Origin of the sequence: Dyella sp., assembly GCF_035685805.1 — a bacterium.
Taxonomy (GTDB): domain Bacteria; phylum Pseudomonadota; class Gammaproteobacteria; order Xanthomonadales; family Rhodanobacteraceae; genus Dyella_A.
The window spans coordinates 116,139-138,729 of record NZ_DASSAB010000038.1 but is presented as its reverse complement, the minus strand read 5'-3'; the positions used below and the strand labels follow the sequence as shown (position 1 = coordinate 138,729).

Below are 22,591 nucleotides of genomic sequence, written 5' to 3'. Positions count from 1 at the left end.
GACAGCTGTAGACCGTAACATGGGATTTTCAATCCCCTGCTACAGCGCCTAAATCATCGGCAACTTCAACCCCTGCTCCCGCGCCCAGTCCACCGCCACCTCATACCCCGCATCCGCATGCCGCATCACCCCTGAAGCAGGATCATTCCACAACACCCGCGAAATCCTCTCATCCGCCTCTTTCGACCCATCGCAAACAATCACCACCCCCGAGTGCTGCGAATACCCCATCCCCACCCCACCCCCATGATGCAGCGACACCCACGTCGCGCCGCCGGCCACGTTCAACATCGCATTGAGCAACGGCCAATCCGACACCGCATCCGAACCGTCCTTCATCGCCTCGGTCTCCCGGTTCGGTGACGCCACCGAGCCCGAATCCAGATGATCGCGTCCGATCACCACCGGCGCCTTCAGCTCGCCGTTGCGCACCATGGCGTTGAACGCCAGCCCGAGCTTGTCACGCAGGCCCAGCCCCACCCAGCAGATGCGCGCCGGCAGGCCCTGGAAGCTGATGCGTTCGCGGGCCATGTCCAGCCAGCGGTGCAGGTGGGCGTCGTCGGGGATCAGCTCCTTCACTTTTTGGTCGGTCTTGTAGATGTCTTCCGGGTCGCCGGAGAGCGCCACCCAGCGGAACGGGCCGATGCCGCGGCAGAACAGCGGGCGCACGAAGGCGGGCACGAAGCCGGGGAACGCGAACGCGTCGGCGCAGCCTTCGTCTTTGGCCATCTGGCGGATGTTGTTGCCGTAGTCGAAGGTGGGGATTCCCTTAGCGTGGAAGGCGAGCATGGCCTCCACGTGCACCTTCATCGACTGCTTGGCGGCCTTGGCGGTGCCGGCCGGGTCGCTCTTGCGGCGCTCGAACCACTGCTCCACCGTCCAGCCCTGCGGCAGGTAGCCGTTGACGGGGTCGTGCGCGCTGGTCTGGTCGGTGACGGCATCGGGGCGCACGCCGCGCTTGACCAGTTCCGGCAGCACATCCGCGGCGTTGCCAAGCAGCGCGATGGATTTGGCTTCGCCGGCGGCGGTGTATTTGGCGATGCGCGCCAGCGCGTCGTCGAGGTCCGTGGCCTGCTCGTCGACGTAGCGGGTCTTCAGGCGGAAGTCGATGCTCTTCTGCTGGCACTCGATGTTGAGGCTGCTGGCGCCGGCCAGGGTGGCGGCCAGCGGCTGCGCGCCGCCCATGCCGCCCAGGCCCGCGGTGAGGATCCACTTTCCGGTGAGGTTGCCGCCGTAGTGCTGGCGGCCCATCTCCACGAAGGTTTCGTAGGTGCCCTGCACGATGCCCTGCGAGCCGATGTAGATCCAGCTGCCGGCGGTCATCTGGCCGTACATCATCAGGCCCTTCTTATCGAGCTCGTTGAAGTGCTCCCAGGTGGCCCAGTGCGGCACCAGGTTGGAGTTGGCGATGAGCACGCGCGGCGCGTCGGCGTGGGTGCGGAACACGCCCACCGGCTTGCCGGACTGCACCAGCAGGGTCTCGTCGTCGTTGAGTTCGCGCAGGCTACGCAGGATGGCGTCGAAGCACTCCCAGTTGCGCGCGGCGCGGCCGATGCCGCCGTACACCACCAGCTCGGCCGGGTTCTCGGCCACCTCGGGGTCGAGGTTGTTCTGCAGCATGCGGAACGGCGCCTCGGTGAGCCAGCTCTTGCAGCTGAGCTCGGTGCCGCGCGGCGCGCGGATGGTGCGGGTGGTGTCGATGCGGGTGGGGGCGTTCATGGGCGTGCAACCAGCCAAAGGGAAAACCCGATTGTGGCGAGCGCGTTCACATGCGGAAAGCGGCAGTGCGGCATCGGCAGCGACCGCAGCCATGCCGCAGCCATGCCGCAGCCATGCCGCAGCACGATCGGCCATGATGCGCAGCCATGTCCGTGACCCCTGCCCGCCCGCCCATGCCAACTCGCCGGCTTGCCGCCGCGGGCGAGGTGCTGGCGGCCTTCGTGATGCTGGGGCTCACCTCGTTCGGTGGCCCGGTGGCGCACATCGGCTATTTCCGTCGCACGTTCGTGCAGCGGCGGCGCTGGCTGGATGAAGAACACTTCGGCCAGCTGCTGGCGCTGAGCCAGTTTCTGCCGGGGCCGGCGAGCAGCCAGCTCGGCTTTTCGATCGGCCTGCTGCGTGCGGGGTGGCTGGGCGGAGTGGCCGCGTTTGTGGGCTTTACGCTGCCCTCGGCGCTGGCGATGTTCGCGTTTGCGCTGGCCAGCCGCACGCTGGACGACGCGTGGGGGCTGGCGCTGCTGCACGGGTTGAAGCTGGTGGCGGTGGCGGTGGTGCTGCACGGCGTGCTGGGCATGGGGCGCACGCTTGCGCCGGACGGGCCACGTCGCGCCATGGCACTGGCCGCCGCGGCACTGACGCTGTGGAGCGGCGCGGCGTGGATGCAGCTGGTGGTGGTGGCGAGCGGCGCGCTGCTGGGGCCGTGGCTGTGCCGCGACGTGACGGCGCGACAGGGCGAAACGTTTGCGCTGGGCTACGGCCACCGTGCGGGCACGTGGCTGCTGGGCGTGTTCGTGCTGGGGCTGGGCACGGCCCTGCTGATGCCCGGGCTGCCGCCGCTGGGGCGAGTGGCGGCGGCGTTCTATCGCGCCGGTGCGCTGGTGTTCGGTGGCGGCCACGTGGTGTTGCCGCTGCTGAAGACGGCAGTGGTGGATGCGGGCTGGCTGGACAACGCCACTTTTCTCGCCGGCTATGGCGCCGCACAGGCGGTGCCGGGGCCGATGTTTTCGCTGTCGGCGTTTCTCGGTGCGCGGCTGCCCGGCGACATGGGCGGCGTAGCCGGCGCACTGGTGGCGCTGGCAGGCATCTTTGCGCCGGGATTGTTGCTGGTATCGGGAACGCTGCCGTTCTGGCGCACGCTGGGCCAGCGTACCGACGCGACGCGCGCGCTGGCGGGCGTGAATGCCGTGGTGGTTGGCCTGCTCGCTGCGGCGCTGGTGAACCCGGTCGCCATCGGCGCGATCCGCGGCGTGGCGGACGTACTGATCGCGCTGATGGCGTTTGCGCTGCTGCGTGCCCGGTGGCCCGCGCTGCTGGCGGTGGCGTGGTGCGTGCTGGCGGCGATGGCGCCGCTGGCGCTGGGCGTGCGATGAGTGGCGTTACACCAGCGCCAGCCAGCCCGCGTGCAATGCCAGCACCACCACGCTTATCCCCAGGCGCATGCGCCGGTACGGCGCGGTCCACAGCGGATCGCGCTGGTCGATCACCAGCCAGATCGCGAAGCCGGCGGCGAGCAGCGCCAGCGCATACAGCGGCGCGTGCAGCAGGAGCAGTGCGGAGAAGCCGATCAGGCTGGGCATCACCGCCTCCACGAAGCGAAGCGGCGACACGCCGCCCGCCAGCCCGCGGCCCCAGCGCGCGCCGCCGAGAAAGCTCAGGATCACCGCGCCGTAGGAGACGAACACCGCAGCCGCAAAGCCCGCCCACGCCGGCCACACGAACGCGGCGACCAGCGCCAGTGCGAACGGCAGCACGCCGCTCCAGCCCAGCACGAGCATGCCGCGCGGCAGTGGCGGATTGAGGCGGTCGGTCATGGCGTGGCTCCTTCGCCGGCACCGCGCCGGCAGCGGGGCGATGATGGCGCAAGCGCGCGGGTGGCCCAAGCGGTCACGCTGTCGCGGCGGCGCGCCTGGCCGCGCTGGCGCGGTGGGCGCATCATCGGGCGCTGACCTGTCGACGGAGAACGCCATGACCACCAGGGTGCTGGGTATCGATCTGCACGACGCCGGCCGCGACGGCGTGTATCGCGTGGACCCGGACGACCCGGTGACGCTGGCCGCTGATGCCGAACGCGCCGGCCTGCTGCTGACGCGGGTGGACCTGCGCGGCTGCGCCGACGTGGCGGCGGTGGTGCAGCGGATTGCCGCGAGCGCCGGCTTGCCGGCGGGCGCGATGGAGTCGTGGCTGCAGCTGGACGGCGCACTGCGCGCGCACGGTGGCGACGATGCCGGGCGCGTGCTGCTGATCGACCACGCGGTGGATCTCAGCCGCGCCGCGCCGGTGGTGTACGCCGCCACCCGCGATGCGCTCACCGCGATGGCGCAGGCCTGGCACGCGCGGGGCACGCCGTTCTTCGTGTTCATGGCGTTTCCGGACAACGAGACCCGCGACGCCGCGATCGACGCCTGAGCGGCCGCGCATCGCCCGGCACTGGCGGCGGCCGCGCGGCGCGCGGATGCTCCGGCGCCTACCGCCCATGGAGCTTGGCCAATGATCCTGCTCGCTGCCCTGCTGATGACCGCGACGGCCGCGCCGTCCCCCGCCTGCCAGGTATGGCAACGCGAACAGGCGTTCGCACGCAGCGTGCGCAGCCACGACGCGGCCGCGTTCCGCACGTTCCTTGCCGATGACGCGGTGTTCGACGTCAACGGTGCGCATCCGGTGCGCGGGGCGGCGGCGATTGCCGCGGCGTGGGCGCCGATCGTGGCCGGCAAGGCCGTGCAACTGGACTGGCAACCGGCGCACGTGGTGCTGAGTGCGGACGGCCGGCTGGCACTGTCCAGCGGCCCATACGTGCTCACCACGCACGGCAAGGATGAAACGGCGCACACCTCGCTCGGGCACTTCAGCACGCTGTGGCGGCGCGGGCGGGACGGGGCGTGGCGGGTGCAGTTCGATGGTGGTGACGAGGGGCGCCTGGCGGCGGCGGCGGAGCTGGCGGCATTTGCGCGGGGCGTGGATGCGCAGTGCCCGCCCGGGCTGTAGTCGGGTGTGGGACGGGCGGCCGGCAGGCCGTTCCGGGACGCTCGAGTTCGGCGCGGGGCGCCCACGCTCAGGGCGCACGGTCGAGAGGTGGCGGCGCCTGACCGGTGCGCACACGCGGTGCAGGCCGGGCAGATCAGCGCGAAGCGCTCAAGCTGGATTGGTCGCCCCGCGCGTGGGTGCACCAAGCCGACGTGGAAGGCTCGCCACGCGTTGAGAAGCCCCTTCCCACAGCCCCGGCATCCCTGTCCGAAAACGGCGAGTCCGGTGGCCGGATGCAGTGCTAGCCTGCCGCCATGTCGCCTGCCGCCCACCCTGCCGCCTTGCCCGATGCGCGCACCTGCGAGCAGGCGCGCCTGAGCCGCGATGCGCGCTTCGACGGGCTGTTCTTCACCGCCGTCACCAGCACCCGCATCTACTGCCGCCCGGTGTGCCCGGCGCCATCGCCCAAGCCGGGCAACGTGCGCTACTACGCCAGCGCGGCGGCGGCCGAGGCGGCGGGTTTTCGCCCCTGCCTGCGCTGCCGGCCCGAGCTGGCGCCGGGCACCAGCGCATGGCGCCACGGAGAACACCTGGTGAGCCGCGCGCTGGACTGGATCGAGGCGGGCCTGCTGGCCGATCACTCGCTGGAAGAACTGGCCGCGCGCGTGGGCGTGAGCGCGCGGCAGCTGCGCCGGCTGTTCGTGGAGCATCTGGGCGCGCCGCCGATCGACGTGCACACCACGCGGCGGCTGTTGTTCGCCAAGCAATTGCTGACCGAGACCGCGCTGCCGGTCACCGAAGTGGCGCTGGCAGCGGGCTTCGGCAGCCTGCGCCGGTTCGACGCCGCATTCGCGCAGGCCAACCGCATCACGCCGCGCGAGCTGCGCCGGCAGCCGCGCGCCGGTGGCGGCGATGCGCTGGTGCTGCGGCTTGGCTATCGCCCGCCGTATGACTTCGACGCGCTGCTGACGTTTCTGCGCACCCGCGCGCTGCCGGGCGTGGAGCAGGTGGACGCGCACGCCTATGCCCGCGTGTTCGGCAGCGCGGATGCACCGGGCTGGTTGCGGCTGAGCGCGTGGCCGGGCGACGAGCACGCGCTGAAGCTGGAAGTGCACGCGCCCCAGCCCGCGCAACTGCTGCCGGTGGTGACGCGGCTGCGGCGGATGTTCGACCTGGACGCGGACCCGGCAACAATCAGCGCCACGCTGCAGGCGCACCCGGTGCTGCGGCCGCTGCTGCGCAAGCGGCCCGGCTTGCGCCTGCCCGGCGGCTGGGACGGATTCGAGATCGCGGTGCGCGCGGTGCTCGGCCAGCAGGTGAGCGTGGCGGCTGCGCGCACGCTGGCGTCGCGCATCGTGCAGCGCTGGGGCGAGCCGCTGGCGGGGCCCACCCTGCCCGGGCTGGACCGGCTGTTCCCCACGCCCGCGCGGCTGGTCGACGCGGACCTGCGCGACATCGGCGTGACCGGCGCCCGCGCCGACACCATCCGCGGCGTGGCGCGTGCACTGCTGGAGGGCCGGGTGGACTTTCGCAGCGGCCAGTCGATGGAGGAATTCGTGGCGCGCTGGGTGGCGCTGCCGGGCATCGGCGAATGGACCGCGCACTACATGGCGATGCGTGCGCTGAGCCATCCCGATGCGTTTCCCGCGGCGGACCTGATCCTGCGCCGGGTCGCCGCCGGCGACGGCGATCCGCTGAGCACGCGCGCGCTGATCGCCGTGGCCGAGGCGTGGCGACCGTGGCGCGCCTATGCGGTGATGCACCTGTGGCGCAGCGCCAGCGATGCCGCGCCCGCCGCGCGCGCCGCACCTCGAAAAAACACGGCCGCACGGAGCGCCCCATGAGCACGGCGATCTGGCACGACACCATGGATTCGCCGATCGGCCCGCTGCGGCTGGCGGCGGACGCGCGCGGGCTGCGCCAGGTCTGGTTTGCCCGCGACGGCCAACCGCACGCGGTGCCGCCGCACTGGCAGCACGCGCCGGACGCGCTGCGCTTTGCGCGGGTGCAGCTGCAGGAATATTTCGACGGCACGCGGCGCGCGTTCTCGCTGCCCTTGCATCCGCTGGGCACACCGTTCCAGCAGGAGGTGTGGCGTGCGCTGGCGGAGATTCCCTACGGCCAGACGATCAGCTACGGCGAACTGGCCCGGCGCATCGGCAGCCCGGCCGCGGTGCGTGCCGTAGGTGCGGCGAACGGGCGCAACCCGCTGCCGCTGGTGCTGCCGTGCCACCGGGTGATCGGCAGCAATGGCAGCCTCACCGGCTTCGGCGGCGGACTGCCGACGAAGCGCTGGCTGCTGGGGCTGGAGGCACGGGTGGCCGGCGGCGACCTGTTCGGCTGAGCGCCGGCGTTGTCGCGGGCGCGGTGGTGGCCAGCGCAGCGACACGGTGAGCGGCCGCATCCCTCAACAACGGGGCGACGTCCGTACCGGGGCCTGGCACGCGGCGCGACGGCGACGGTCGCGCCGGCAGATCAGTGGCCGGCGTCTTTCGGCTTGCTCGCGGTGCTCTGCGCCGGCACCGGCTGCGGAGTGAGCGCATCGCTGTAGCGCTGCAGGCGGTCGCGCTGGCGCGCCTGGTAGAGACGATCCTGCGCCTGCTTCGCCTGGTCGACCTGCTGGTCGTTTGGGTTGGCGCTGTCGGCCTTGCGGCGGGTCATCTCCAGCGACTGCTGATGCAGCGCATGCTCCACCTGGTTCTTCTGCAGCTGGTCACGCACCTGGCTCTGCTGCACCGCCTGGCGAAAGCGCACCTGCGACGCGGTGGGCTGGATCAGGACAGGCCGGGGCGGCGGTGGCGGGTGGTACTGGCGCGCCGCGGCCAGCGGGCTGAGGGAGGCGGCCACCAGCGCTGCCAGCAGCGCCCCGCCACGTACATTGCGAGATGTCATCGTCACACCTATGCGCGATCATGGCGCGTTGCCATGTTTGAAAAGTCTAGGTCGCACCGTATGAAATTCCTGTTTCGCCTGCTCGCCGGCCCCGTCCTGGGACTGGTCCTCACCGCCTGCGCACACGTTTCGCCCCCGCACTCACCCACTGCCGCCAGCGCAGCGCGCACCGCACCCACGCCGCTGCTGCTGATCTCGATTGACGGCTACCGCTACGACTACCTCGACCGCGGCCTCAGCCCCACCCTGGCCGCGCTGGCGCGCGACGGCGTGCACGCGCAGTCGATGCAGCCCTCCTTTCCGTCGCTGACTTTTCCCAACCACTACACGCTGGTCACCGGGCTGCGCCCGGACCACCACGGCATCGTGCACAACAGCATGCGCGACCCGGCGCTGGGCAGCTTCTCGCTGAGCAACCGCGAGGCCGTCGGCGACGGCCGCTGGTGGGCGCAGGGCACGCCGCTGTGGGAGACCGCCGACCAGCAGGGCCTGCGCACCGCCACCATGTTCTGGCCCGGTTCGGAGGCCGCCATCCGCGGCCACCACCCGGACCTCTGGAAGCCGTACGACGGCAACGTCACCGCCGCGCAGCGGGTAGACCAGGTGCTGGGGTGGCTGGATCTGCCAGCCGCGCAGCGCCCCGCGTTTCTCACCCTGTACTTCGACACGGTGGACCACGCCGGGCACGATTTCGGCCCCGATTCGCCGCAGGTGAACGAGGCGCTGCGCGACACCGACGCGGCGATGGCGCGGCTGGTCGCCGGCCTGCGCCAGCGCCACCTGCTCGAGCACATCAACATCATCACGCTGGCCGACCACGGCATGGCGGAGGTGCCGCCGGGGCACACGGTGCTGATGGACGCGCTGATCCCGCTCGATCACGTACAGAAGGTGACCATGGGCGTGCTGGCCGGCTTCAACCCCAAGCCGGGTTACGACTTCGCCGCAATCGAGGCCCAGCTGGAGCAGCCGCAGCAGCACATGCAGTGCTGGGACAAGACGCGCGTGCCGGCTCGGCTGGCGTACGGCCACAACCCGCGCGTGCCGCAACTGCTGTGCCTGGCCGACGTGGGCTGGACCATCTCCACCCAGGCCTATCTCGACAGCCGCAGCCGCGACCACATGGCGCCCAAGCGCGGCGAGCACGGCTACGACAACGCCGATCCGCGCATGCAGGCGGTGTTCGTGGCCCACGGCCCGGCGTTCCGCGACGGCGTGCGCTTTCATGCGTTCTCGAATGTGGACGTCTATCCGCTGATGGCGCACCTGCTGGGCATCACGCCGGCGCCGAACGATGGCGACTACGCCGCGGTGAAGGGGATGCTGGTGCCGGCGGCGCGGTGAGGAGCGCATCCGTCGGGTGGTGGCGCGCGGGCACGCGCTCACTCTGCGCATCGGATCCGTGATGCGAGGCGCTGACGCCATCCGTGGGTGTGCCGGCGAAGAGCAAAAATGCTTTCACGCCTTCAACGCTCGAGTCACTGCGCCGCAGGTGTGGCGCGTGCGTACGCGTTGCCACACAAAAGCGACATAACCCGGCCTCGGCAGGAGGACGACGCACGTCGCGTTTGCTCCAACGCATTTCCGCGGCCAACCACACTTGCGCGGGCAACCATGGCTTTCCGCGCACGCGGAAATGACGGCAGCGGAGAGTTGGGCGGCTGGCGGCGAAGCACTCAAGGTGGCTCGCGAGCATGCCCACGGATGGACTGCCGACACGCCTGCAGCACCTACGCGTAGCTCGGGGGCCGCAGTAACGGGAGGCGCGGAGGCGGGGCGGCCTTCTCCTGGTTACTTCTCTTTGCTCCGGGCGTGTTGCCCGCCACACGTCGGGCGGCTTTGCCGTTCGTGCCCGTTTCGACGGGCGCGTGGCCACGCAGAGAGATGTGGTTTGCCTTCCGACGGAGGACGAAACGCTTTGGCTCGTGAGCGCGAAGAAAATGGATTCCCGCGTTCGCGGGAATGACGGCACTGGGGCGTCACGCAGAGAGATGTGGTTTGCCTTCCGACGGAGGACGAAATGTTTTGGCTCGTGAGCGCGAAGAAAAATGGATTCCCGCGTTCGCGGGAATGACGGCACTGGGGCGTCACGCAGAGAGATGTGGTTTGCCTTCCGACGGAGGACGAAACGCTTTGGCTTGTGAGCGCGAAGAAAAATGGATTCCCGCGTTCGCGGGAATGACGGCACTGGGGCGTGCGGTCAGCTGCGTTGGCGCGTGGGCGTGGGCGTGGGCGTGGGCGCGGGGCGCGGGGTGCGGGGTGCGAGGCCGGCGTACAGCCTGGTCCTCGATCCCGCCACAGGCACATTCCCTCAGGGCATCGCGCCCTGACTGGCTGGCGTAGGCGGCGTCGCCACGTTGACCAGAGGCGGCACGCGGTAGAGCCGCCAGGCCACCAGTAGCCCGGCCAGCACCAGCAGGCCAACGAACCCCGCCACGCCATGCCACCCGTGCGAGGCGTAGAACAACCCGCCACCGGCGCCGGCCAGGCTCGATCCCATGTAGTAGGAGAACAGGTACATCGACGAGGCCTGCGCCTTCGATGCGCCCGCGCGGCGGCCGACCCAGCTGCTGGCGATGGAGTGGCCACCGAAGAAGCCGAAGGTGATCGCCACGATGCCCAGCACGATCACCCACAACGGCGAGAGCGCAGTCAGCGCCACGCCCGCCAGCATCAGCGCGAACGCCGTCCACAGCACCTTGCGCCGGCCGAGCCTGCCGGCCAGGTGGCCCATCCACGCCGAGCTGAAGGTGCCGATCAGGTACACGCTGAAGATCGCGCCGACCAGCGTCTGGCTCAACGAATACGGCGGCGCGAGCAGGCGGTAGCCGATGTAGTTGTAGACGGTGACGAACGCGCCCAGCAGCAGGAAGCCGCTGGCGAACAGCCACGGCAGCGCGGCGTCGCGGAACATTGCCGCGAAGCGCGCCAGCAGGTGGCGCACGTTGAGTGGCTGGCGCACGAAATGCCGCGACGGCGGAAGGCTGGCCCAGAACAGCAGCGCCGAGACGAAACCGATGCCGCCCACCGTGGCCACGCCCACGCGCCAGCCGAAATGGTCGGCCAGCACGCCGGCCACCAGCCGCCCGCCCATGCCGCCGATGGCGTTGCCGGCGATGTACAGGCCCATGCCCAGGCCGATGGAATCGGCGTGCATCTCCTCGCTGAGATAGGTCATCGCCACCGCGGGCAGGCCGCTCAGCGTGAGCCCCAGCAGCGTGCGCAGCACCAGCAGCATGTGCCAGTCCGGCACCAGCGCGGTGGCCAGCACCAGCACCGCCGAGGACAGCAGCGACGCGGCCATCACCGACTTGCGCCCCACCGCGTCGGACAGCGCGCCGGCAAACAGCATGGCCACCGCGAGCACGCCGGTGGTGAGCGACAGCGACAGCGCGCTGGCCGCCGCGCTCACTCCGTAGTCGCGGCTGAACTCCGGCATCAACGGCTGCACGCAGTACAGCAGGCCGAAGGTGGCCAGGCCGGCGGCGAACAGCGCCAGGTTGGTGCGCCGGAACGCCGGCGTGCCGTGGCGGATCGCCTCGGGTGCGGGCCCGGCAGTTGCGGGCGTGGTCGCGGCGGCGGGCCGGCGGGAGGAATGCATGGGTGGGGAACACGACCGGCGCAGACGGATGCGCTGCCCGCCCATGGTAGCGGCGCGGCACCGCCCGCTCAGCCCGGCGGGGGTGGGCGATCCAGCGGCAGGCGCATCTGCACGGCCAGTCCGCCGCCCGCGGCGTTGGCCGCCTCGACCCGGCCGCCGTGCACCCGCATGACCCGCTGCACGATGCCCAGGCCCAGACCCAGGCCGTCGGCACTGGCCGCGTTGCTGCCGCGGAAGAACGGCCGGAACAGCGAGGCCAGTTCGTCGTCGGGCACGCCCGGGCCGTGGTCGCGGATGGACACCACCGCGCCGTCGCCGTCGGCGGCACCGTGGTCGGTGGCCACGTCGATCCGCACATCGCTGCCGGGCGGGCTGAACTTGATCGCGTTGCCGATCACGTTGTCGATCGCCCGCTCCAGCAGTTGCGCGCTGCCGCGCACCGGCACCGGTGCCTCCGCGTGCAGCACCAGCGCAATCTGCCGCTCGCGCGCCTGCAGCGTGGCGCGCTCGACGCCCTCGCGCGCCAGCGCCGCGAGATCGAGTCGCTCCGTTTCCATCCCCGGCAGGCCGCCTTCGAGGCGGGACAGCGCGAGCATTTCACCGGTGAGGCGATCCAGCCGCGCGATCTCCTGCTCGGCGCGCTCGAAGTAGCCGGCCGCCTCGGCGGCGTCGGTGCTGCGCTGGGCAAAGTCCAGCAGCAGCTGCAGCCGCGCCAGTGGCGAGCGCAGCTCGTGCGAGAGGTCCTGCAGCACGCCGCGGTCGTGCGCGACCAGCGCCTCGATCCGCTCGGCCATCGCGTCGAAGTCGCCGGCCAGCAGCGCCAGCTCGTCGCGCGCCGAGCCTTTCCAGCCGACCCGGGCGGACAGCTCGCCGGCGGCCATCCGGCGCGTCGCCGTGCGCAATGCCGCCACCGGCCGCGCCACGCTGCGCGCCACCCAGCCGCCGATCAGCGCGATCAGCACCAGCGACAGCAGCGCCTGCACCACCAGCAGGATGGTCTGCCGGCTGCGCTGGTGCAGCCGCGTGTGGGTGCGGCTGAGCGCCACCAGCTGGCGGCTGCGGCCGTCCTCGCCGGTGATCTGCTGCACGGCGAGATAAAGCCCGCGGCGCGGTTGCACCACCACGTCGTGGCCGGCACCAAGCCAGGTCGGCAGGTCACGAAGGAGCGGTGGCGGCAGGCGCATCGGCCCGAGCGGGCGGCCGTTCTCGAACAGCGTGGCCTCGATGCCGTCCTGCCGCTCGCGCTGGCGCCACGCCTCCAGCGCGGCGGTGCCGCCATCGCGATAGGCGCGGTCGGCGTCCTGCGCCAGCGCATCCCAGTTGATCTCCACCGCGGTGGTGTATTCGATGAACTGCTTGGCCAGCGCGCCCCCGGCCACCAGCACCACCAGGTTGGCCAGGCAGAAGCCGACCAGCAGGCGCCAGAACAGCGGGCCGCGGAACGGATTCACGGCGCACCCGCCAGCAACAGGTAACCGGAGCCGCGCACGGCGTCGATGCGTGGCGCGCGGTCGGAGGCTTCGGCGAGCTTGTGCCGCAACCGGCTCACGTGGACGTCGATGCTGCGGTCGAAGCGTTCCAGTTCGCGCCCCAACGCCAGGCGCGTGAGCGTCGCCTTGTCCACCACCTCGCCGCTGCGCTGGGCCAGCGCCAGCAGCAGCGTGAACTCCGCGCCGGTGAGGCTGAGCTCGCGCTCGTCGACAAACGCCTGGCGATCGCCCGGCTGCAACCGCAGCAGCCCGACCTGCACGTTGGCGGCCGCCTCGGGCGTGTGCCGGCGCAGCTGGGCACGCACGCGGGCGAGCAGTTCGCGCGGCAGGCACGGCTTGGCGAGGTAGTCGTCCGCACCCAGCTCCAGCCCGATCACGCGGTCCACCGGTTCGCCGCGCGCCGACAGCATGATCACCGGCAGGCGCTGACGCTGGCGCAGCTCGCGCAGGGTATCGAGGCCGTCGCGGCCGGGCATCATCACGTCCAGGATCAGCAGGTCCGGGCGCTGGGCTGCGTCGCGCAGACGCGCCAGCGCGGCCTCGCCGTCGTGCACCACGTCCACGGCAAAGCCCTCGCGCTGCAGGTATTCGGCCAGCAGTGCGGCCAGGGCACGGTCGTCGTCGGCGATCAGGATTCGTTGCATGGGCTCATTTCAGTGGGACGGCGGCGCGAGCGCCACGGGCTTTACGCATCTTTACCGTGGCGCAAAGAACATACACGCGGGGATGTCGTCCAATGCTCACCGTCCCCACCGCAACAACGAGGTGTCACCCATGCGCAAGACCACGTCCCTCGGCCTGATCCTGGCCTCCGCCCTCACCCTCAGCACCCTGGCCGTGGCCGGCACCGGCGGCGAGAGCCGCGACGGCGGCCGCTTCCACGGTCACCACGGCCGCCACGAAGGCATGCGCCACGCGTTCGCCAAGCTCGACCTCAGCGATGCGCAGAAGGCCAGCATCAAGCAGATCACCCAGGCCAGCCGCGAGCAGAACAAGAGCCAGTGGCAGGCCCTGCGCACGCAGCGCGAGGCGTTCGAATCGCTCACGCCCGACCAGCCCGGCTACCAGGCCGCCGCCGCCCGCCTGGCGCAGGCCGAAGGTGACGCCACCCGCCAGCGCGTGGAGCAGCGCGCGCGCATTCAGGCGCAGGTGTACGCGGTGCTGACGCCCACCCAGAAAGCCAAGCTGCTGGCCATGCGCACGGAGCGCCAGGCACGGCGCGAACAGTGGCAGCAGTTCCGGCAGAGCCATCCGCTGCCGGCGACGGACAGCGCGCAGTAAGTCGGCGCGCGGCGCGGGGCATGGACGCTCCCGCAACGCACGCAAGGCAGGTGAGTGATTGAGGCGTCGGCCGCTGCCGGCGCCTTTTTTCTGCACGCGATGGCGCGACATTCACCGGTGGGACACGACACTGCGGCGTCCGCTTGTCTCTGGAGGTCACGCACGATGCGCCCACGTCGTCTTCTGATTCCGCTGCTGGTTCTGCTCGCCGGCTGCCAGCACGGGCCGCCCGCCGGACCAGACACGGAGCACGCCCCGGCGGCGCCCGCCACTACGCCGCCCGCCGATGCACCCGACTTCGTCGATGACGCACTCGGGCTGTCGCTCACGGCGCCAGCGGGCATGCAGCTCCGGCACGATTTCCAGCGCAGCTACCTCGGCAACGGCGAGTGGAAAACCTATGCCGGCCCCCACAGCAACGGCTCGCCGCGGGTGGCGCTGGTGAAGGACGGCTCCGGCCATCTGCTGGCGGCCGAGCTGCGCATCGGCACCAGCGACGAGCCGACGGCCGTGGCGCGGTGCCGCAAGCTGCCGGACAGCGCCGAGCCGGGCAGCGTGACGCAGGTGACGCTCGACGGCGTGCCGTTCGTCCGCTTCCGTGCGGCCGATGCCGCGATGAGCCACTTCATGCAGGTGCAGTCGTATCGCACGGTGCGGGCGGGCCAGTGCGTGGCGATCGACCTGCTGGTGTACGGCACCCGGCCGGAGGTTTACGACCCGCCGCGATCCGCTCCCTTCACCCAGGCGCAGGCGTGGTCAGCGCTGCACGCTGCCCTCGCCAGCCTGCATTGGGCGCACCGAGCCGGCGCGCGAACGGGCGCTCAGCGGTAGCGCCAGTGGCCTTGTACCCAGACATGCGGCCGCGCCCAATGGCCCGGCACCCACGCGCGCGCATGGCCGTGCGCAGGCACCACGACGCAGCCGGCGAGCGAGCCGAGGCCGCCGACGAGGGCGGCGGCGAGAAGAAGACGAGAGCAGCGGAGCATGGCGGGAATCCTTGCAGATGGGTGCTGCAGGAAACGCCTCGCACGATCTCCGGCTGACTGCGCCCGGGCACGCGTTCAGAACCCAGACAGCGAAGCGGCTCAGCCCCGCGCAAGCCGCTCGACCACCCGGCGATAGCGCGCGGCGATGCGCGCCTCGTCGTGATGGTGGAAGTCGCGCACCACCCAGCGGCCACCGCACATCACGTGGCGCACCAGCGGCGTGTTGCCGGCGAACAGCAGGCTGTCCATCACCGCCGCTGCTTCGCGGGCGGCGAGCAGCGGCGCGTCTTCGTCCAGCACCAGCAGGTCGGCGCGATGATCCGGCGCCAGCTCGCCCAGCGGCAGCCCGGACGCGGCCGCACCGCCGGCGAGCCCGCCCTGCCACAGCGTCTGCCCGACGCTGTCGCCCTCGCGGCGCGCCGCGATGTTGCGGTGCTGGGTGGCCAGGCGCTGGCCGTACTCGAGCCAGCGCAGTTCCTCCACAGGCGATACCGAGATATGCGAGTCCGAACCGATGCCCCAGCGACCGCCGGCATCCAGGTAGTCGGCCAGCGGGAACAGGCCGTCGCCGAGATTGGCCTCGGTGGTGGGGCACAGGCCCGCGACCCCACCGCTGCGCGCCAGGCGCGATGCTTCGTGGCCACTGAGGTGGGTGGCGTGCACCAGGCACCAGCGCGCATCGACGTCGGCGTGATCGAGCAGCCATTCCACCGGCCGGGCGCCGCGCAGGTTGAGGCAGTCCTGCACTTCGCCGAGCTGTTCGGCGATGTGGATGTGGATCGGGCCGGTCTGCGCCGCGCCGGTGGCCAGCAGCGTGCGCATCGCCGTTTCCGGCACCGCGCGCAGCGAGTGCAGCGCGATCCCCACGCGCAGGCCCGGCCCCTGATGCGCGCCCAGCGACTCGAGCAGGCGCACGTAGTCGGACACCTCCGCATGGCCAAAGCGCCGCTGGCGCGGTGCCAGCGCGCGGCCGTCGAAACCGCCGGTCATGTACAGCACCGGCAGCAGGGTCAGCGCGATGCCGGCCTCCTGCGCCGCGGCGATCAGCGCCAGCGACATCGCCTCGCGCTGCGCGTACGGCGTGCCGTCGCTCTGGTGGTGCAGGTAGTGGAATTCGCACACCTGGGTGTAGCCGGCCTTGAGCATCTCCACGTAGAGCTGCGCGGCGATCGCCTGCAGCGACTCCGGATCGAGCGCGGCGGCGAACGCGTACATGGCCTCGCGCCAGGTCCAGAAGCTGTCGTCGCTGGGGCCTCGCCGCTCGGCCAGCCCGGCCATGGCGCGCTGGAACGCGTGCGAGTGCAGGTTGGGCATGCCCGGCAGCACCCGTGCACCGAGGCGCTCGCAGGTGCCGGGACGCGGCTCCTGCAGCTGGCCGTCTGCCGCCACGGCGATACGCGCATCGGCATGCCAGGCGCCGTCGCGCCAGAGATGGCCGGCATCGAACAGGCGGGTCGGCGTCGAGGTCATCAGTGGCTCCTGCCTTGAAAGCGCGCAGTGTATTTGACCGGGGCTTCAAGCTGACTGATGCATACTTGGGAAATGGCCAAGAAAATGCTGGAAAACACGCCCCGTCTCCTGCTGCGGCAGGCCGTTCCCGCCGATGTGCCGCAGCTGGTCGACCTGACCGCCCGCATCTACTCCACCGAGTGGGGCCACTCCGCCGAAATGCTGCGCTCCCAGCAGACGCACTTTCCGGAAGGCCAGTTCGTGGTGGAGTACGAGGGCAAGGTGGTCGGCTATTGCGCGACCTTCCGCATCGATGAAGCGACCGCGCTGGCGCCGCACACGTGGGCGCAGATCACCGGCGGCGGCATGGGCTCGCGGCACAAGGCTGACGGCGACTGGCTGTACGGCATGGAAGTGGTGGTGCACCCGGACTACCGCGGCATGCGCATCGGCCAGCGCCTGTACCAGGCGCGCAAGCGGCTTTGCACCGACCTGAAGCTGCGCGGCATCGTGTTCGGCGGCCGCATCCCGGGCCTGGCCAAGGCGATGCCGCGCTACGGCAGCGCCGAGGCCTACGTGCAGGCGGTGATCGAGGGCAAGCGTCGCGACCTCACGCTCAGCTTCCAGCTCAACAACGACTTCGAGGCGATCGGTCTGCTGCGCGCCTACGTGCCGTCGGACTACGACTCGCTCGGCTACGCCGTGCACCTGGTGTGGCGCAACCCGCAGCTGCACGACCATCCGGACACGCCTTCGATCACCTCGCACCAGAGCCTGCCCGACTCGGTGCGGGTGGCGTCGGTGCAGTACTTGCAGCGCAAGATCAAGTCGTTCGAGGAGTTCGCCACCCAGGTGGAGTACTTCACCGACATCGCCGCGGACTACAACGCCGATTTCGTCACCTTTCCCGAGCTGATCACGCTGCAGTTGCTGTCGATCGAGAACACCGAGCTGTCGCCGGTGGAGTCGATCCGCAAGCTGAGCCAGTACACGCCGCAGGTCAAAGCGCTGTTCAGCCGTCTGGCCGTCCATTACAACATCAACATCATTGGCGGCACGCACCCCACCGAGCAGGACAACGGCGACATCCACAACGTCTGCTACGTCTGCCTGCGCGACGGCTCGATCCACGAGCGCGAGAAGCTGCACCCCACGCCGAGCGAGCGCAACGTGTGGAACATCACCGGCGGCGAGAGCGCGGCGACGATCCAGACCGACTGCGGCCCGATCGGCGTGATGATCTGCTACGACTCGGAGTTCCCCGAGGTAGCCCGCCACCTCACCGACCAGGGCGCGCTGATCTTGTTCGTGCCGTTCTGCACCGATGTACGCGAGGGCTACCTGCGGGTGCGCTACTGCTCGCAGGCCCGCGCGATCGAGAACCAGGTGTACGTGGTGATGTCGGGCAACGTGGGCAACCTGCCCGGCGTCAACAACTTCGACATCCAGTACGGGCAGAGCTGCATCCTCACGCCGAGCGATTTTCCGTTCGCCCGCGACGGCATCGCCGCCGACTCCACGCCGAACATCGAGACGGTGCTGTTCGCCGACCTGCGGCTGGAGAGCCTGGCCCGCGCGCGCAATGCCGGTGCGGTGCAGAACCTCAAGGACCGTCGCTACGACTTGTACGAGACGCGCTGGCATCCGCACCCGCGCTGACGGGCGCGGGGCGAGGTCTGCGATAATGCCCGGATGACAGACCCGACCCCGCCTTCCACGCGCTCGTCCAACCCCCGTCTGCAGGCCCTGCTGGGTCACGAATTCTTCGCGCCGGCGCAGTGGAAACGCCGCCTCGCCTTGTGGGTGGGGGCGATCATGGTGGCACTGGCCGCGATCGTGTTCGCCAAGGCGAGCGACTGGTCGTACCACCTGTTCCAGCTGATCCTCGGCTACGGCGCGTGGATTCCGCTGATCCTCACGCCGCTGGTCTTTGCCGGCCTGGCCTGGGCGACCGAGGGCCGCCTGCGCGCCACCCGCGGCAGCGGTATCCCGCAGGTGATCGGCACGCTGCACATCGAGGACGAGACGTTCCGCGCGCGCATGCTCGCTTTGCCGATCGCGGTGGGCAAGATGGTGCTCACGCTGGTGGCCCTGGCGGTGGGCGCGTCGATCGGTCGCGAGGGGCCCACGGTGCACGTGGGCGCCGGCCTGTTCTACACGCTGGGTCGGCGCTTCGGCTTCACCGACCCCAAGGCGGCCTCGCGCTTCATTCTCGCCGGCGGCGCCTGCGGCATCGCGGCCGCCTTCAACACCCCGCTGGCCGGCGTGGTGTTCGCGATCGAGGAACTGGCCGGCACCTTCGAACACCGCTTCAGCGGCCTGCTGCTCACGGCGGTGATCGTGGGCGGCGTGGTCTCGCTCGGCATCGTGGGCAACTACGCGTACTTCGGCGAGGTGCAGGCGAGCCTGCCGCTGGGACACTCCTGGCTGGCGGTGTTGCTGACCGGCGTCATCTGCGGCCTGCTGGGCGGCCTGTTCGCGCGCCTGATCCTGCTCAGCCGGCGCGGGCCGCTGGCGCAGATCGGGCGCCTGCGTTCGCGGGCGCCGGTGGTGTTTGCCGCCGGCTGCGGCCTGGCGCTGGCAGTGATCGGCCTGCTCACCCACAACAACGTCTACGGCACCGGCTACGACCAGGCCCGCGCGTTCGTGCAGGAGGCCGCGGTCACGCCCGGCCATGCGTTCGGCATCGCCAAGCTGCTGGCCAACGTGGTGTCGTACTGGGCGGGCATCCCCGGCGGCATCTTTTCGCCCGCGCTGGCCGTGGGTGCCGGCATCGGCCACAACATTGCCTATTTCCTGCCGAGCATCCCGCCCGGCACGGTGGTGCTGCTGGGGATGAGCGCCTACCTGTCGGGGGTGACCGGCGCGCCGCTGACCTCGGCGGTGATCGCCATGGAGCTGACCGACAACCAGGAGATGGTGATTCCGATCATGGCCGCATGCCTGCTGGCGCGTGCGGCCGCGTCATTGTTCTGCCCGACGCCGGTGTACAAGGATTTCGCCGAGCGCATGGTGCAGGACTTCGAGCACCAGCAGGCCACCCGCGCCGGGCGCGACGCAGAGGTCGCCGAACAGGCTGCGGTAAGCGAGCCGGTGGATCTGGCCGACGAGACTGCCCAGCCGCCCGAGCCGACCGAGTCCTCCCCGGCCGGGAGCACCAGTGCGTTCGACGAGCCTTCCGGGCCCGCCGACGACGATCCCCGCCGAGGTGCCTGAGATGGGTGCGCACGACCTGCGGGCGGCACCATGACGTTACCGCGCTGGGATCTCCTGCTGGCCGACGCCACCCTCGCCACGCTCGCCGGCGAGCAGCCGTTCGGCCTGATCGAGCGCGGCGCACTGGCCGTGCACGAGGGCCGGATCGCCTGGGTCGGCGCCATGGACCAGCTGCCCGCCGCGCCAGCCGCGCTGGCTCGCGCGGTCCAGTCGGTCGGCAACCGGCTGCTCACCCCGGGGCTGATCGACTGCCACACGCACCTGGTATTCGGCGGCGACCGCGCGGACGAGTTCGACCAGCGCCTCAACGGCGCCAGCTACGAACAGATCGCCCGAGCCGGCGGCGGCATCGCCTCCACCGTGGCGGCGACCCGCGCCGCCAGCGCCGAGACGCTGCTGGCACAGGCCTTGCCGCGGGCCCGGGCGCTGCAGGCCGATGGCGTCACCACGCTGGAGATCAAGTCTGGCTACGGGCTCTCGCTGGACGCGGAGCGGCGGATGCTGCAGGTGGCCCGGCAACTGGGCGCCGAGCTGGGGCTGACCGTGCGCACCACCTTCCTGGGGCTGCACGCACTGCCGCCGGAATACCGCGACCGGCGCGCGGACTACGTCACGGCCGTCTGCGATGAATGGTTGCCCGCGCTGGCCGGCGAAGGGCTGGTGGACGCGGTGGACGCGTTCTGCGAGGGCATCGGCTTCAGCCGCGAGGAAACCGGGCGCGTGTTCGCGCGCGCGCAGGGGCTGGGCTTGCCGGTGAAGCTGCATGCCGAGCAGCTGTCGGACCTTGATGGCGCCGCGCTGGTGGCGGAGTTCGGCGGGCTGTCCGCCGATCATCTGGAACATCTCAGCGAGCACGGCGCGGCCGCCATGGCCGCCGCCGGCACGGTGGCGGTGCTGCTGCCGGGCGCGTTCTATGCGCTGCGCGAGACCCGTCTGCCGCCGGTCGAACGGCTGCGCGCGCTGGGCGTGCCGATGGCGGTGGCCACGGATTGCAACCCGGGCACCTCTCCCCTGCTCTCGCTGCGGCTGGCGGCCGGCATGGCCTGCACGTTGTTCCGGCTGACCCCGGACGAAGCCCTGCGCGGGGTCACGGTGCACGCGGCACGGGCGCTGGGTCTGCGCGACCGCGGCACGCTGGAGCCCGGACAGCGGGCCGACCTGGCGCTATGGCGTCTGCATCGCCCGGCCGAGCTGTGCTACTGGATCGGCGGCGACGGCCTGCTAGAGCAAAGCTGGGTTGCCGGCCAAGCGGTGTCCCGCGAGGACTGAGCGGTGCGAGCACCGCGAGCGGGAAACAAAAAGCCCCCGCAGGCGGGGGCTTCTGCTCAACCTGGCGCGTGGCTCAGGCGGACTTCTTCTTCGGCGCGGCCTTCTTGGCGGCAGCCGGCTTGGTCACGGTGGGCTTGCCACCCGCCACCGCAGGCTGGACGCCGTGCGCACGACTGTTGCCGTAGCTGGCGCGATTGATCTTGCCGCGACGGGTCTTGCGATCGCCCTTACCCATGGAAACTCCTTGATGCGTATTGATTGTCTGAACAGTCGGCCATCGTAGCAGCGGCCGCGCAAAGCGCAAGAAGGGCTGCGCTCAGTGCGCGCACTGCGGACCGTGCACGTGGTCGAGCTGACGGTCCGCGCGCAGATTAAGGAAGTGCGAGAACGCCACCATCAGGCCACCCAGCGTCACCATCGTGCTGTGCATTGCGACCGAGTAACCCTCGGCCACCGTGACACCCAGCAACAGCAGCGCCAGGCCGGGCAACGCGAAGGCCAGCGGCTGCGAGAGGCGATGGCGGCGATAGCCGCGGATCAGGCTGAACAACGCCAGTGCGCAGGCGAACACCACGAACCACCGCTCGAACGTGTGACTGGCCAGGAACTCCAGCCCGATCAGCGGCAGCAGCGCCAGCACGAACGGCAGCAAGGCGCAGTGGATTGCGCACAGGAACGAGGCCGCCGCACCCACCCGGTCCGCCACCTTCCACCACGTCGATCTGTCCAGTTGGGGGGAATCCATCGACTCGTCCCAGGTCGCCACGGGCGGCGACGCGTTCGTCTTCATTCGTCGATGTTACTTTATAACGTGCTCGGGCGCCAGCGACGGCCCTGGAGGCGCGCTCGGCCTCAGCCTTGGCGGCACTGGCGGCACACGCCGTGCACTTCCAGCGTCTGCGCCTGGGGATGGAAACCGAAGCGCTCGGCCTGGGTCTCGATCAACTGCGCCACCCGCTCGTCGCACACCTCCTGCGCACTGGAGCAGACATCGCAGATCAGGAACGGCACCTGGTGCGCCTCGGCCGGGTGGTGGCAGGACACGAACGCGTTGATCGACTCGAGCTTGTGGATGAAGCCCTGCTCGAGCAGGAAATCCAGCGCCCGGTACACCGTGGGCGGGGCCGCGTTGCCGTGGCGCTCGCGCAGCTGGTCGAGCAGGTCGTAGGCCTTCACCGGCTTGCCGGCCGCGGCCACCAGCTCCAGCACTTCCTTGCGCAGCGGCGTGAGCCGCAAGCCGCGCTCCTCGCTCGCGTGCGACACCGCGTCGACAAACCCCTGGGGGTCGCCTTCGTGGTGCGTGTGGAACTTGCCGCCGGTCTGCTTGCTCAATCGAATCACCTCGCTGGCGATCATACATCGGGCCTGCCGGCCTCCCGATCAACCGCAAGGAGCGCGCAGGCACGCCCGCGACAGCAACGCGCCTGCTGTCCGGGTCAGCGTCGCCGGCGCGGCAAGGGCGGTGGCAAGGGGCCGGTGCGTCGCGGCAGCCAGAGCACCACCAGCCAGCCGATCGGGCCGAGCAGCAGTGCCCAGACCACGCCGGCGCGGGTCTGTCCGCGCCAACGGCCGAGCGCGGCACCCACCACCACGAAGAACACGCTCCACAACGCCAGTTGCGTCCATGGCACCAGCGCCATCAGGTTGCCGAACGCCTGCCAGAACGCTCCGGGCGCTTCCGGGTCCACGCCCTGCATGGCCTTGGCGATCAGTTCATCCATGGCTGG

General features: G+C 70.8%; 23 protein-coding genes. 11 read left to right on the top strand and 12 right to left on the bottom strand.

Going from position 1 to position 22,591, the window contains the following annotated elements:
- Window positions 1–48: 48 nt before the first annotated feature.
- Complete coding sequence (hutU, locus tag VFG40_RS10420) at window positions 49–1,719, bottom strand: urocanate hydratase (protein WP_324897287.1); 1,671 nt, start codon at window positions 1,717–1,719, stop codon at window positions 49–51.
- Window positions 1,720–1,865: 146 nt separating this feature from the next.
- Between hutU and chrA the strand changes: the two genes are divergently transcribed.
- Window positions 1,866–3,089, top strand: a complete 1,224-nt coding sequence (gene chrA / locus VFG40_RS10415) for a chromate efflux transporter (RefSeq protein WP_324897286.1) — start codon at window positions 1,866–1,868, stop codon at window positions 3,087–3,089.
- 6 nt (window positions 3,090–3,095) lie between these two features.
- Here chrA and VFG40_RS10410 read toward each other — a convergent pair whose 3' ends face one another.
- Entirely contained in the window at window positions 3,096–3,530 is a 435-nt protein-coding gene (locus tag VFG40_RS10410) for a DUF3429 domain-containing protein (RefSeq protein ID WP_324897285.1), read from the bottom strand.
- 154 nt (window positions 3,531–3,684) lie between these two features.
- Between VFG40_RS10410 and VFG40_RS10405 the strand changes: the two genes are divergently transcribed.
- The 4 genes from VFG40_RS10405 (at window position 3,685) to VFG40_RS10390 (ending at window position 7,024) form a co-directional block, all read left to right on the top strand.
- Window positions 3,685–4,125 (top strand): barstar family protein, encoded by a 441-nt coding sequence (locus VFG40_RS10405; protein ID WP_324897284.1) that lies wholly within the window; start codon window positions 3,685–3,687, stop codon window positions 4,123–4,125.
- Window positions 4,126–4,206: 81 nt separating this feature from the next.
- Window positions 4,207–4,701, top strand: coding sequence for a YybH family protein (locus VFG40_RS10400; protein WP_324897283.1), 495 nt, complete (start codon window positions 4,207–4,209; stop codon window positions 4,699–4,701).
- Between the two features lie 293 nt (window positions 4,702–4,994).
- Window positions 4,995–6,524 (top strand): DNA-3-methyladenine glycosylase 2 family protein, encoded by a 1,530-nt coding sequence (locus tag VFG40_RS10395; protein WP_324897282.1) that lies wholly within the window; start codon window positions 4,995–4,997, stop codon window positions 6,522–6,524.
- Window positions 6,521–7,024 carry a methylated-DNA--[protein]-cysteine S-methyltransferase gene (locus VFG40_RS10390; protein ID WP_324897281.1) on the top strand — a complete coding sequence of 168 codons (504 nt, stop codon included), beginning with the start codon at window positions 6,521–6,523 and terminating at the stop codon, window positions 7,022–7,024. The genes VFG40_RS10395 and VFG40_RS10390 overlap by 4 nt, the downstream gene beginning before the upstream one ends.
- A gap of 131 nt (window positions 7,025–7,155) precedes the next feature.
- Here VFG40_RS10390 and VFG40_RS10385 read toward each other — a convergent pair whose 3' ends face one another.
- A complete protein-coding gene (locus tag VFG40_RS10385) occupies window positions 7,156–7,572 on the bottom strand; it encodes a hypothetical protein (protein ID WP_324897280.1) in 417 nt (138 codons plus the stop codon).
- A gap of 60 nt (window positions 7,573–7,632) precedes the next feature.
- Here VFG40_RS10385 and VFG40_RS10380 point away from each other — a divergent pair, with 60 nt between their 5' ends.
- The gene (locus tag VFG40_RS10380) at window positions 7,633–8,916 is read left to right on the top strand and encodes an alkaline phosphatase family protein (RefSeq protein ID WP_324897279.1); all 1,284 of its coding nucleotides are present in this window, start codon (window positions 7,633–7,635) and stop codon (window positions 8,914–8,916) included.
- A gap of 967 nt (window positions 8,917–9,883) precedes the next feature.
- On the opposite strand, the gene VFG40_RS10375 is transcribed toward VFG40_RS10380, so the two are convergent.
- The 3 genes from VFG40_RS10375 to VFG40_RS10365 form a co-directional block, all read right to left on the bottom strand.
- Window positions 9,884–11,173: an MFS transporter gene (locus tag VFG40_RS10375; protein WP_324897278.1), complete on the bottom strand. Its 1,290-nt coding sequence runs from the start codon at window positions 11,171–11,173 to the stop codon at window positions 9,884–9,886.
- Between the two features lie 68 nt (window positions 11,174–11,241).
- Entirely contained in the window at window positions 11,242–12,624 is a 1,383-nt protein-coding gene (locus tag VFG40_RS10370) for a HAMP domain-containing sensor histidine kinase (protein WP_324897277.1), read from the bottom strand.
- Complete coding sequence (locus VFG40_RS10365) at window positions 12,621–13,307, bottom strand: response regulator (protein WP_324897276.1); 687 nt, start codon at window positions 13,305–13,307, stop codon at window positions 12,621–12,623. Before VFG40_RS10365 ends, VFG40_RS10370 begins: the two co-directional genes overlap by 4 nt.
- A 130-nt stretch (window positions 13,308–13,437) precedes the next feature.
- On the opposite strand from VFG40_RS10365, the gene VFG40_RS10360 reads away from it, so the two are divergent.
- Both VFG40_RS10360 and VFG40_RS10355 read left to right on the top strand, forming a co-directional pair.
- A complete protein-coding gene (locus VFG40_RS10360) occupies window positions 13,438–13,944 on the top strand; it encodes a Spy/CpxP family protein refolding chaperone (RefSeq protein ID WP_324897275.1) in 507 nt (168 codons plus the stop codon).
- A gap of 165 nt (window positions 13,945–14,109) precedes the next feature.
- Window positions 14,110–14,775: a hypothetical protein gene (locus VFG40_RS10355; RefSeq protein ID WP_324897274.1), complete on the top strand. Its 666-nt coding sequence runs from the start codon at window positions 14,110–14,112 to the stop codon at window positions 14,773–14,775.
- Here VFG40_RS10355 and VFG40_RS10350 read toward each other — a convergent pair.
- Entirely contained in the window at window positions 14,766–14,930 is a 165-nt protein-coding gene (locus VFG40_RS10350; RefSeq protein WP_324897273.1) for a hypothetical protein, read from the bottom strand. The genes VFG40_RS10355 and VFG40_RS10350 overlap by 10 nt on opposite strands.
- A 99-nt stretch (window positions 14,931–15,029) precedes the next feature.
- Complete coding sequence (locus tag VFG40_RS10345; protein ID WP_324897272.1) at window positions 15,030–16,400, bottom strand: formimidoylglutamate deiminase; 1,371 nt, start codon at window positions 16,398–16,400, stop codon at window positions 15,030–15,032.
- Window positions 16,401–16,472: 72 nt separating this feature from the next.
- Between VFG40_RS10345 and VFG40_RS10340 the strand changes: the two genes are divergently transcribed.
- The 3 genes from VFG40_RS10340 to hutI are packed head-to-tail and all read left to right on the top strand — an operon-like array spanning window position 16,473 to window position 20,864.
- Window positions 16,473–18,038 (top strand): GNAT family N-acetyltransferase, encoded by a 1,566-nt coding sequence (locus tag VFG40_RS10340; RefSeq protein ID WP_324897271.1) that lies wholly within the window; start codon window positions 16,473–16,475, stop codon window positions 18,036–18,038.
- Window positions 18,039–18,071: 33 nt separating this feature from the next.
- Complete coding sequence (locus VFG40_RS10335; RefSeq protein WP_324897270.1) at window positions 18,072–19,595, top strand: chloride channel protein; 1,524 nt, start codon at window positions 18,072–18,074, stop codon at window positions 19,593–19,595.
- A gap of 30 nt (window positions 19,596–19,625) precedes the next feature.
- A complete protein-coding gene (gene hutI, locus VFG40_RS10330) occupies window positions 19,626–20,864 on the top strand; it encodes an imidazolonepropionase (protein WP_324897269.1) in 1,239 nt (412 codons plus the stop codon).
- 73 nt (window positions 20,865–20,937) lie between these two features.
- Here hutI and VFG40_RS10325 read toward each other — a convergent pair whose 3' ends face one another.
- The 4 genes from VFG40_RS10325 to VFG40_RS10310 all read right to left on the bottom strand — a co-directional run bounded on the left by VFG40_RS10325 (window position 20,938) and on the right by VFG40_RS10310 (window position 22,585).
- The gene (locus tag VFG40_RS10325; RefSeq protein ID WP_324897268.1) at window positions 20,938–21,099 is read right to left on the bottom strand and encodes a 30S ribosomal protein THX; all 162 of its coding nucleotides are present in this window, start codon (window positions 21,097–21,099) and stop codon (window positions 20,938–20,940) included.
- Between the two features lie 81 nt (window positions 21,100–21,180).
- The gene (locus VFG40_RS10320; protein WP_324897267.1) at window positions 21,181–21,609 is read right to left on the bottom strand and encodes a MerC domain-containing protein; all 429 of its coding nucleotides are present in this window, start codon (window positions 21,607–21,609) and stop codon (window positions 21,181–21,183) included.
- 107 nt (window positions 21,610–21,716) lie between these two features.
- Window positions 21,717–22,220 carry a transcriptional repressor gene (locus tag VFG40_RS10315; protein ID WP_324897266.1) on the bottom strand — a complete coding sequence of 168 codons (504 nt, stop codon included), beginning with the start codon at window positions 22,218–22,220 and terminating at the stop codon, window positions 21,717–21,719.
- 80 nt (window positions 22,221–22,300) lie between these two features.
- Window positions 22,301–22,585, bottom strand: coding sequence for a hypothetical protein (locus tag VFG40_RS10310; RefSeq protein WP_324897265.1), 285 nt, complete (start codon window positions 22,583–22,585; stop codon window positions 22,301–22,303).
- Window positions 22,586–22,591 lie beyond the last annotated feature (6 nt).